Below are 11,475 nucleotides of genomic sequence, written 5' to 3' on the forward strand. Positions count from 1 at the left end.
CGAGCCTAGTCGAAAAGTCAATTTATGCAAATTACCTAACAGCAGGCCAACGAGACATTAAAATGGGTAAATTTTTAGATTTTGCGATAAGCCTTGTAGCATTAAAACTCGATTATCGAGCAAATTCAGCAATAAGGTCGGTATTAACCTCGTGGCCGCCTTTATAGGTTTTGATTTTAAAGTTCTTTGGAAATAAATCTTTCAATCGCATTTCTTCTACTTTAATAATTCCATTTTTCAGGTATTCATCTTCAGTCCCGTAAATAAAAGTAAAGTTTGTGTTTTCTAGAAACTGAAAATCCTCAGTCTTTAATTCCGCAGGTACTTTTCCCGAATGCATAATCAATTCATCACACTTAATTCTTCGTTTGGCAATCCATCTAGTTGCAACCGAAACTCCTTGCGAATATCCTAAAATAATTAGTTTTGGTGCATTTTTGAGATTTTCGGCTTTGTAAACTTCATCTAAATACTTGAGTACATTTTCGATTTCCTCCTCGGTGCGTTCTTTGGTAAGCCAGGAAGCGCCTACGTGTTTATATTCGTTATTTAGGTAATATTTAGACTGAGCCTGCGGAGCGATAATATAGTTTTCTTTTGAATCTAAGTGATTGAAATGTCTCAGGAAATACCGGCTTAAATAACCAATTCCGTGGCAAACCAGCCAAACGGTTTTTGTTTTTTCAGTAAAATCGTTTAAAACGCTATAGGTGTTGCTGATTCGGTAAGAAAGCTGCTTTTCGGTACTCATTTAATCTAATATTTGTGGTTTAGGTGTTTGGTTTTGAAGGGATTTCCCTTATGGGATTTATGGAAATTTACTTGTAATTTGCTAACATCTTCGAAGATAATAATTATTAGACGAAATCTATTTATTGCAACTACCTGCCTCATTCATTTGCAATAAAATAATACCTACTAACTACCAAACTAATCAAATTTTAAATTATGAAAATTTTTAAAAGAATTTTATTCTTATCAGTTTTGATGAGTCTCTTCTTCATTTCTTGTAGTGAAGATGAGAATCCTGGAGTTGGGCAACAAGTTTCAGATGGTGTAGCAGAGCTTTACTTAGGTCCTGTACTTGATGCTGAGATAAGAAAAGCTCTCCAAAAACAGGAGGCTGACCTTCCTGAATGTTCAGAAGATGCGCCAGCTTATGCACAAATTTCATTGGTATATGGTGATGCTGATACTCCTGTAGATGTTATTGTTCCCATTATAATTGATGGAAATGATTTGTTTACGGACTATGATGAAGCTCTGGAAATTCCTGTAGCTTCCGGCGAAACAACAGTTTCCGTTACCTTAAACGATTTTCTTGTATGGAATGATGATGGCGGTGCTCCAGGAGAAGTAATATGGGCAGCTCCCAAGGCTGGAAGCGATTTTGCTGGTATCGTTTCTCAATCTCTTCCTTTTAGCTGGGATTTAAGAGCGGGATCTAAAACTTATACCGATGTTGAGGTATTATGCTTTGATGACCGAGATGTGAATCTTTACGGCTATCAATTCTTTGATATTATACCTGTAGAAATTTATGAATTCTGCGTATTTGCTAATTACTGTAACGATGCAGGAAGACATTTTACCGCTAATTATACATTTGATATAACTTATATAGGTGATGATAACAATATACCTTTATATACCGGTGAAATGCCAATGACAGGGAATACAGAAGATGACGATTCTGGCGACTGGTATGCCGATCCTTTATGTTTAGCTATTCCAGCTCCTATATATGGAGAGGGACCCGATACTGATTATATTAGGGTTACTGCTACCCTGGTCAATTGGGATGCTAATTATCCTGCACCCGGAGCTGTAGCTCCTATTTCTGAAGATTTAAGCTGGAACGAGGTACAGAGTTTCTTTGTAGATGATGATAACATGAATTACTGGCATATATTCTTTAATTGCGAAGATGATGATGGTGGGCAAAACGGCTCAGACGATGATGGGGATGGTGTGCCTAATGATATTGACGAATGTCCAGATACAGATCCCGGCGTAGAAGTGGATGAATTTGGTTGTGAAAGTATCACCGTTCCTGGACGAGATATAGTGGTTTTGAATGACGCCAATATATTTGATGATCAGGCTATGCAGGATCCTGATAATATTAGATTTGTTCAAAACCTGGTTAATTTCACAACTAGTGGGATTCGTAACAGCGGAACTACTTTTATGTTTGATACAGGGCGGAATACAGCCTGTGCACAATGTATTGGAATTTGGGGAGATATGAGATCAGTAATTACTAATGAAGGTTACAGTATTATGGATATATCTTCTCCATCAGATGATTTAACTAACATACCTTCAGATGTGAAAATTATTATGCTTGTAATGCCAATGTTTCAATATACGGTTGAAGAAATAAACTCTTTAAAGCTATTTGCCGCTCAAGGTGGGAGAATAATTTTTATGGGAGAGTGGGATGATTATTACGGATCTGGAATTGATTTGGAAAATCAATTCCTGCTAAATATGGGAGCAGTATTGAAGAATACTGGAGGTGCCTTAGATTGTAATGCATATTTCCAGGCACCGCCAAATACGGATGTAATACATCCTATAATGGAAGGAGTTGGGGAAATCTCGATAGCTTGCGCCTCTGTAATTGAACCGGGAGAGGGAGATTTTGCTCTTTTCTATGACACTACCAATACTTCCGTATTAGGAGGGGTTGCTAAAATTGATACTACTCCAATTTCTGAATTAAAACAACAGAATCGAAATCAGAAATGGCAGCAAACTTCAAATTCCAGTTCTTTAATAGGAAATTAAGAAGCTAATATTATTAATTACGAAAGGAGTTGCTTAAACGGCAACTCCTTTTTTATTGAAATCACAAAATTAATTAAGACAAACGCAATTCAATTCTATAAAACGGTATTAGTTTTTCGTAAAGTCTCTTAAGAAAACTACTTTTTCTGAGGCTGTTTTGTATTTTTACTCCGTAATCGAGATTTAAATAATCCGAAGCTTACATCGAAATAAAAATTTTTCTTTTTAAAGTGTCTCTCGGAATTCTCTGGAGATGGTTTACAAAGAAACTAATCTTATTGATATGACCCAGGAAGAACTGCTGGAGCTTTCCAAAAAAGTGTGTAAAAACACCCTTATGGAAACGCTGGAAATTGAATTTACTGAAGTTGGAGATGATTATTTGATAGCTAAAATGCCGGTAACTCCTAGAGTGCATCAGCCAGACGGTGTTTTACATGGGGGAGCAAGCGTGGCTTTGGCTGAAAGTGTTGGTAGTTTGGCTAGTTATGTTTTTTTGGATACTGAGGAGTTTTTTATCCGTGGAATTGAAATTTCCGCCAATCATTTAAAAAGTATTGCTGAAGGTTTTGTGTTTGCGCGCGCTTCGTTTATTCATAAAGGGCGCACTACCCAACTTTGGGAGATTAGGATTACCGATGAATTTGAAAACCTGATTTCTATCGTAAAACTCACCACCATAGCATTACCTAAAAAGAAGTAGAAGATGAATTTTGAAGATTTTTTCTCAAGATTAGAAACACAAATTCAAGGCGGAAATCCTTTTGTGGCCTATAGAAATCCCAACATAAATAATGTAAAAGCTTTACTCCAGAATGATTCTAAAACATATAAAAATTTAGAATTCAGCGAAAGTGGATTTATTTTCGCCCCTTTTAAAAATGAAAAAAATACGCTAATTATTCCTTCAGAAAATGCTGTAAATATTTCTGCGGAATATACTGCCGAAAATTCTTCTGAAATTAAAAAGGAAAGTCAGGAATTTCCGCCTGTATTTACCAATAGTGAAGCAAAAATACAGCATGAAGAACTTATTCAAAAGGGACTTGAAGCTATTCATCGGAATGAGTTTAAGAAAGTAGTACTTTCCAGGAAGGAAAGTGTTGCAACACAACTTAAGGCTATAGAGATTTTTAAGAATTTGCTTAAAAATTATAAATCGGCTTTTGTGTATTACTGGTTTCATCCTGAAACCGGAATTTGGCTGGGTGCAACTCCGGAAACTCTTTTAAATGTAGAGCGCGATAAGTTTAAAACCATGTCTCTAGCTGGGACCCAGTCTTTTCAAGGCACAAGCAATGTGAATTGGGGAGAAAAAGAAATTGAGGAACAGCAAATAGTCACCGATTCGATTTTAGAAAATTTGAAAGACAAAGTTTCCGGTGCTATTCATAAATCTGAACCATACACCACCAGGGCTGGGAATTTATTGCACTTGCAAACCGATATCCAGGGAATGCTGAATACGAAATCCAGGCTTAAAAACTTACTTTTAGCCTTACACCCAACGCCAGCGGTTTGTGGGCTTCCAAAGGAAAAAGCCAAAAAATTCATTTTAGAAAATGAAAATTACGATCGCGAATTTTATTCTGGATTTTTAGGCGAATTGAATATGAAAAAGGAGATAAAGCGAAATAGCAATCCTAGAAATCAGGAGAATCAGGCCTACGCCAGTATTCTTAAACAAACTTCTTTATTCGTAAACCTACGTTGCATGAAACTGGAAGCGGGAAAAGCCTCCTTATTTATCGGCGGCGGAATTACCAAAGATTCAAATGCGGCAGATGAATGGCAGGAAACCGTAAATAAATCACAGACTATAAAAGCGGTACTTGTTAAATAAGGGCAAAACCTGGGCTGGATATACTTTTGAAATTGTAATTTTGAGTTGATTAAAAATTAACTAATAAGGTCGTAAAATCTACTAATTCTAATTTGAGATTTCACTTAATTCTGTCCCTATCTTTCGGGATTAATTCAGAATATACGTTGTTATCCAGTTTAGAACCTGAAACAAATTCAGGTTGACGTGATTAAAAATAAAGACTTTGAAGATTTTTAAAATCTATGAGGTCTGGTTACCACTACAAAATAAACTTTGTGAAATACTCTAAAATACCTGTTGCTCGATCTATTGTTGCACTTTGCGTTGCTAAAAATATAAATCACGTGGTGATTTCTCCCGGTTCGAGGAACGCACCGTTAACCATTGGGTTTACACATGTCCCCGATATTCGGGCTTATAGCATCGTAGACGAGCGTTGCGCGGCCTTTTACGCATTGGGAATGGCACAGCAATTACAAAAACCGGTGGCGCTAGTTTGTACTTCGGGATCGGCCTTGTTAAATTACTATCCGGCGATTGCTGAAGCTTTTTACAGTGATATCCCATTGGTGATCATTTCTGCTGACCGGCCGATAGAGCGTATTGATATAGGAGACGGACAAACCATTAGGCAGAAAAACGTTTTTGAGAACCATATTTTATATTCGGCGAATTTACACTCTGAATTAGTTTTGGATACTGCGGCTACCGATAAAAAGCTTCAGCAAAAACAATTTGAATCACAAAAACATAACGAGCGGGAAGTAAATCTTGCTTTAAATAAAGCGATAGAAGGAAAAGGACCTGTGCATATAAATGTTCCGTTTTATGAACCTTTGTATGATCTCGTGGAGAATGTTGAGGTAAATCCGTTGCAGATCTTGCCAGAAATTAAAGAACGCATTTATACCAAAAACCAGTTAAATAGCTATGCTGATCTTTGGAATAAAGCAAAGCGTAAAATGGTAATTGTTGGAGTGGCGCAACCTAATGTGGTTGAGCATGAATTCCTGGAGAAACTCGCCCAGGATGAGTCCGTTATAGTTTTGACGGAAACCACTTCAAATTTAAACCATCCCGAATTTTTTACAAGGATAGATACTTTAATTGGTCCTATTGAAAAAGATGAAAATAGCGACGAATTATTTAAAAAGCTTCAGCCAGAAATTCTACTCACTTTTGGAGGAATGATCGTCTCAAAAAAGATCAAGGCTTTTTTAAGAAACTACCAACCGCAACAACACTGGCATATTGACCCTAAAAAAGCGTACAACACTTTCTTCTGTTTAAATAAGCATTTTGAAACCACGGTGAATTCGTTCTTCAGTCATTTCTTTCCACTTGTGGAAAATGGTAAAAGTGATTATGAAATCTATTGGAAAGAAGTTAAAAGCAAACGGCAAATTCGTCATGAAGAATATATGGACGAAATCCCGTATTCTGATCTGAAAGCGATGCAGGAAATTGTTCCCACAGTTCCTGAAAATTATATTGTTCACCTGGGAAATAGTTCAACAATTAGGTATGCACAATTATTTAAATGGAAAGAAAGTTTACGTATTTTTTGTAATCGTGGTACCAGCGGAATTGATGGCAGTATTTCAACCGCAGTGGGAGCAGCTTGTGTAAATGGTGAACCTACACTAATGATTTCGGGAGATTTAAGTTTCTTTTACGATAGCAATGCGCTTTGGAATAACTATATCCCGAAGAATTTCAGAATAATAATTTTGAATAATAATGGTGGCGGAATTTTTAGAATTCTACCTGGGAATAAAAACACAGAGAATTTTGAAACTTATTTTGAAACTACACATCAACTCCAGGCGAAATCCTTAAGCGAAATGTACGGATTTCAGTATTATGCAGCTAAAACTTCAGAAGAGATAAAAAGTAATTTAAAAGAATTCTTCGATGACTCTAAAAGTCCAAAGGTATTAGAGATTTTTACACCAAGAAAAGTGAATGATGAAGTGCTGCTGGAATATTTTAATTTTATGAAATCTTAAGATTTTAAATTCGTAAAAAAACACTCATTTAAGTAACTTGGTAGGAAATAAACCAAAAAACTTGAATTATGAGTACAAAAACCGATGAAAAAGTAGGGAAATACATCCAGGATGTGAAAGATAAAACAGGCGAGGAACCCGATGTAGATTTGCTTAGAAAAGTAACTGAATCTTGCGGCCCAAGTATTTTTAGAAGCGATGCTGAAACTGTTTCCAGTTCCTCTAAATCAGAGATTGAAACCGTAAAGCGTAATTTTCTTATCAAAAAATTAGGTTTAAAAGATGATGAAAAGCTAGATGTTGGATTGAATGCGGTTATGGAAAAATACGGAAAATCTAATCGCAATAAATATCGTGCTGTAGTATATTATCTACTCACTAAATATTTTAAAAAGGAAAGTGTTTTCAAATAAGCTTTGATTTTTAATACTATACATAAATCCGTTTTTCAAGTATGGAAAACGGATTTTTTTGTTTTATAGAAAAGCCGTAAAATATAAAGTATCTTTGCACCTCAAAATAAAGATTATGCTTAGAATTGGCGAAAATCATACCCTTAATATTGTAAGGGAAACCGAACCTGGACTTTTTTTAACAGATGCTGAAGGAAATGAAGTTTTGCTTCCAAATAAATATATTCCGGAGACTTTTGAAATTGGAGATGAGATAGATGTTTTTGTATATCTTGATCACGAAGAAAGACCGGTTTCAACAACCTTAGAGCCTCTTGTGAAACTTGATGAATTCGCTTTCCTAAAATGTGCAGAAACCACTGAATTTGGTGCTTTTTTAGATTGGGGACTTGAAAAACATTTATTTGTCCCGTTTAAAGAGCAGGCATATCCCATGAAAAAGGGTGGGCGTTACCTAATTTTTTGCTATTTAGATGAAGAAACCGATAGGTTGGTGGCTTCAAGTAAAGTGCATGCATTCTTAGATAATTCTGAGTTAACCATAGAACCTTTTGAAGAGGTAGATCTTATTATCAGTAATAAAAGTGATCTAGGTTATAATGTGATTATTAATCAGTTGCATTTAGGCTTAATCTATCATGACGATGTTTTCCAGGAAATAAATGTAGGCGATGAAATGCGCGGATTTATTACTAAAACCCGTCCCGATGGAAAAATTGACGTGAGTTTACAAAGACCCGGGTACCGAAGTATTGAGCCTAATGCTGAATTAATTTTGGATAAATTAAAGAAAAATGAAGGTTACCTAAACCTTACCGATAAATCGTCTCCAGAAGCAATTCACAGCCAGTTAGGAATTAGTAAAAAGAGTTTTAAACGTGCTGCCGGTAATCTATATAAGCAGAGAAAAATAGATATTAAAGACGACGGCCTTTACCTAAAAGTAGATTAGTAGAAATAGTTCCCTCGCGGTGTATAATAGGAAGAACCGTAGTACATTCTGCGTTGGGTTTGCCTATGAAGCGCATTTTGATAAATTCGCTGATTTTGATAATAAGGGTTTGAATTAAGAGCGTCGTTATAGACGTCATCACTATCTCTTAATCTATAGTTATCAGAAATTTCGAATGCTTTCTTTTTCTGTTGTGTGGTTGTTGGTAGTGGAGTGCCAATGTCTACAGTACGTTTTTTCATATTGCGTTGGCTTTCAAGAATTCCAATCATATCTACGCTGGCGCGTTTCCCATTGTCAACATTTATAAATTCACCACTTGGGAGATCAAAATTACCTTTAAAGAATTGTTGTCCAAAACTAAGATCACTCCAGGCAGGTTCAATGCTGTAATTGCTAATTTCAAAATCTTCAATATCCCAATATTCCTGGGCAGAAACCGAAGAAATTCCGAACAAAAACAAACTAAGAAAGAGGAAGCTAAATTTCATTTTTTGGGCTTTTGTCTTTAATATAGCAAAAACAATGCAAATCTATTTGAAGCACAAAGATATTAAGATAAATTGAAAAGCTTATTTTTGGATAAAATAACTACTTATGAGTGAAATTAACTGGAAAACTGTAAAAGAATACGAAGATATAACTTATAAAAAATCGGGAGGTGTGGCAAGAATAGCTTTTAATCGTCCCGATGTTAGGAATGCCTTTAGACCTAAAACTACTTCAGAACTTTTAGATGCATTTCATAATGCCCATGAAGATACCGAAATTGGTTGTGTTTTACTCTCTGCTGAAGGGCCCTCATCAAAAGACGGTAAATGGGCGTTTTGTAGCGGTGGCGATCAAAAAGCACGTGGTCACCAGGGTTACGTGGGAGAAGATGGTTACCATAGATTAAATATTTTAGAAGTTCAAAGATTAATACGATTTATGCCGAAGGCCGTTATTTGTGTGGTTCCCGGCTGGGCTGTAGGAGGTGGGCATAGTTTGCACGTAGTTTGCGATCTCACGCTTGCCAGTAAGGAACACGCTATTTTTAAACAAACCGATGCCGATGTAACGAGTTTTGATGCCGGTTATGGTTCAGCGTATTTAGCAAAAATGGTAGGGCAGAAGAAAGCGCGTGAAATCTTTTTCCTCGGAAGAAATTATTCAGCGCAAGAAGCTTATGAAATGGGAATGGTAAATGCGGTAATTCCGCACGATGAGCTTGAAGATACTGCTTATGAATGGGCACAGGAAATTATGGCAAAATCACCAACTTCTATCAAAATGCTGAAATTCGCCATGAATATGACTGATGACGGGATGGTAGGCCAGCAGGTTTTTGCGGGGGAAGTAACCCGACTCGCTTATATGACCGATGAAGCTAAAGAAGGTAGGGATGCATTTCTGGAAAAAAGAAAACCTAATTTTGATAAAAAATGGATCCCATAGCTGAGCATTTCCAAAACGAACAGATTGATATATCTACTTTACCAAAATTGGAATCGGTAGATTTTTCTTCAGTTTCGCCTCAATACCTTATAAAAATGAATATTCAGACGGGTGTTTTTATGCTCGTCTTGCTTATTTTTCTTGGTGGGTTTTGGTTCTTTCAGCTTAATCATTTGCAATCAGGACTTATTTTCTCAGGCCTCTTAATTGCTTTTATATTTAGATTTTGGAATAACTTTAAATTATTAAAAAGTCTTGGATATGCGCTTCGGGAGAAAGACATCATTTATAAAAGGGGCTTTATTTTTTCTAAAACCACAGTTATTCCATTTAATAGAGTGCAACACGCCTCAATATCACGAGGAGTTTGGGATAAAATTTTAGGAATTTCCAGTCTTAATGTTTTTACCGCAGGCGGCAGCGGCAGCGATATCGCTATTCCCGGTTTAGAGCCAGGACAGGCGCTTCAGTTAAAAGAAGCCATTGCGGTTAAGATTTCTAAAGATGAAGCCTAATACATATAATGCCGCCCAACGCCAATCTATAGCTGGTGTTCTTCTTATTTTCTTTTCCAGCCTCTATAAATTATTTAGAATGTTTTGGGCACTTGGCGCTTATCTGCTTTTCAGCGGGCCAAGTAAGACTACTTTGATTTATACAGCAATAGGCTTATTTGTAGTAACAGGGTTAACTTTAATCTATAGTTATTTATATTACCGAAAGTTCATTTTTTATATCGATTATGACCGAGAAGAATTCGTGTTGGAAAAAGGAATTTTTTCTACAGAAAATACGGCTATTCCTTTTGATAAAATTCAGCAGGTTTATTTTAAGCGCTCTATCCTTCAGCGAGTGATCAATGTTTACAGCCTGGTAGTAGACACTGCTGGAAGCAATGAAAAAGAAGTAGAGATAAAAGCAATTTCAGAAGAAGATGCCAATAGACTTTCAGAAATTCTCTTGAGAGTTAAGTCAGAAAAAATAGAAAAAGAACACCCAGAGCAAGATGATTTAGTAGAAGAAAGTAAAGAAGTCTGGACTCATAAAGTTGGTATTCTTACCCTGCTAAAAATTGGGATTAGCACCAACTATCTTCGCGGACTTTCTCTAGTCTTTGCTTTTATAATGACGGTTTATAACAGAATTAATACATATTTTAAAGATAGAATTGATGATTTTGAAAACTATTTTAGTCAGTTTTCAGGAGTTTTACAATCTTTTGGCTACCTCGCTATAATTTTTGGGTTGCTGCTGCTTTTGAGTATAAGTATTACCATTATTGAAGTATTTATAAAATATTACGGACTAAAAATCAAGCAGAATAATGATAAGCTGGAAGTAGAAATGGGTTTAAAGACCAATACCAAGGTTTCACTGCAACCCAGAAGGCTTCAATTAATGCGAATTAAGACGAATCCTATTCAACAACGAATTAATCTTTATGAAGCGCAAATTTCTCTGGCAAGCAGTGAAAATGAGCTTCAGAAGAATAAAATAAAAATTCCAGGATTAGGAAAAGAGATCGTAAAAAAGATAAAATCTTTTCTCTATAGCGAAGATTCAAAATCTCGATTTAGAACCACCTTTAGGCCTGATAAATTGTTGTTATTTAGAAAGCTGTCTTTTGCACTGATACCAATTTTAATCTTTCTTAGTTTTTGGAATTTCACCGAAATTATAAACTTTCAGGTTTGGTTAATTGTACTACTGCTAAGCTTATACTTTATTACCGCGTTAACTTTACAAATACTTTCCTTTAAAGCCCGGAAATTAATAATTACCGAAGAATTTCTACAGAAGAAAAAAGGCTTCTGGAATAAGACCGAAGAAACCCTAGAGTTGTTTAAGATTCAATCTATAAGTGTAAAGCAACCTATTTGGTACCGAAGAAAAAACCTGGTTAATTTAGTTTTTCATACTGCCGGGGGAGACCTTAGATTTTACGCAGTAAATAATGATATTTTGCAGTATATAAATTATGTGCTATATAAAGCGGAAGTTACTTCTAAGAATTGGATGTAGAAGAATTGTGTTGTTTAAAAATAA

Annotated in this window: 11 protein-coding genes; 9 read left to right on the plus strand and 2 right to left on the minus strand. The window is 35.8% G+C overall.

Annotated elements, in window-relative coordinates; translation table 11 throughout:
* Positions 1–112: 112 nt before the first annotated feature.
* Positions 113–751, minus strand: coding sequence for an alpha/beta hydrolase (locus FG27_RS16060; protein WP_037320896.1), 639 nt, complete (start codon positions 749–751; stop codon positions 113–115).
* Between the two features lie 197 nt (positions 752–948).
* Between FG27_RS16060 and FG27_RS18775 the strand changes: the two genes are divergently transcribed.
* The 6 genes from FG27_RS18775 to FG27_RS16090 all read left to right on the plus strand — a co-directional run bounded on the left by FG27_RS18775 (position 949) and on the right by FG27_RS16090 (position 7,992).
* A complete protein-coding gene (locus FG27_RS18775) occupies positions 949–2,793 on the plus strand; it encodes a hypothetical protein (RefSeq protein ID WP_051935896.1) in 1,845 nt (614 codons plus the stop codon).
* 283 nt (positions 2,794–3,076) lie between these two features.
* The gene (locus FG27_RS16070; protein WP_037322385.1) at positions 3,077–3,496 is read left to right on the plus strand and encodes a PaaI family thioesterase; all 420 of its coding nucleotides are present in this window, start codon (positions 3,077–3,079) and stop codon (positions 3,494–3,496) included.
* A 3-nt stretch (positions 3,497–3,499) separates the two neighbouring features.
* A complete protein-coding gene (locus tag FG27_RS16075; protein WP_037320897.1) occupies positions 3,500–4,636 on the plus strand; it encodes a chorismate-binding protein in 1,137 nt (378 codons plus the stop codon).
* Positions 4,637–4,893: 257 nt separating this feature from the next.
* On the plus strand, positions 4,894–6,627 hold the full coding sequence (gene menD, locus FG27_RS16080; protein WP_037322386.1) for a 2-succinyl-5-enolpyruvyl-6-hydroxy-3-cyclohexene-1-carboxylic-acid synthase: 1,734 nt from the start codon (positions 4,894–4,896) through the stop codon (positions 6,625–6,627).
* Positions 6,628–6,695: 68 nt separating this feature from the next.
* Positions 6,696–7,040 carry a DUF2853 family protein gene (locus FG27_RS16085; RefSeq protein ID WP_037320900.1) on the plus strand — a complete coding sequence of 115 codons (345 nt, stop codon included), beginning with the start codon at positions 6,696–6,698 and terminating at the stop codon, positions 7,038–7,040.
* A 115-nt stretch (positions 7,041–7,155) separates the two neighbouring features.
* A complete protein-coding gene (locus FG27_RS16090; protein ID WP_037322388.1) occupies positions 7,156–7,992 on the plus strand; it encodes a S1 RNA-binding domain-containing protein in 837 nt (278 codons plus the stop codon).
* On the opposite strand, the gene FG27_RS16095 is transcribed toward FG27_RS16090, so the two are convergent.
* Positions 7,989–8,483: a hypothetical protein gene (locus FG27_RS16095; RefSeq protein WP_037320902.1), complete on the minus strand. Its 495-nt coding sequence runs from the start codon at positions 8,481–8,483 to the stop codon at positions 7,989–7,991. The genes FG27_RS16090 and FG27_RS16095 overlap by 4 nt on opposite strands.
* Before the next feature lie 106 nt (positions 8,484–8,589).
* On the opposite strand from FG27_RS16095, the gene FG27_RS16100 reads away from it, so the two are divergent.
* The 3 genes from FG27_RS16100 to FG27_RS16110 are packed head-to-tail and all read left to right on the plus strand — an operon-like array spanning position 8,590 to position 11,451.
* Positions 8,590–9,429: a 1,4-dihydroxy-2-naphthoyl-CoA synthase gene (locus tag FG27_RS16100; protein WP_037320904.1), complete on the plus strand. Its 840-nt coding sequence runs from the start codon at positions 8,590–8,592 to the stop codon at positions 9,427–9,429.
* Complete coding sequence (locus tag FG27_RS16105) at positions 9,417–9,944, plus strand: PH domain-containing protein (protein WP_051935897.1); 528 nt, start codon at positions 9,417–9,419, stop codon at positions 9,942–9,944. Before FG27_RS16100 ends, FG27_RS16105 begins: the two co-directional genes overlap by 13 nt.
* Positions 9,934–11,451 (plus strand): PH domain-containing protein, encoded by a 1,518-nt coding sequence (locus FG27_RS16110; RefSeq protein ID WP_037320906.1) that lies wholly within the window; start codon positions 9,934–9,936, stop codon positions 11,449–11,451. Before FG27_RS16105 ends, FG27_RS16110 begins: the two co-directional genes overlap by 11 nt.
* Positions 11,452–11,475: the final 24 nt, after the last annotated feature.

Source organism: Salegentibacter sp. Hel_I_6 (genome assembly GCF_000745315.1).
Taxonomy (GTDB): Bacteria; Bacteroidota; Bacteroidia; order Flavobacteriales; family Flavobacteriaceae; genus Salegentibacter.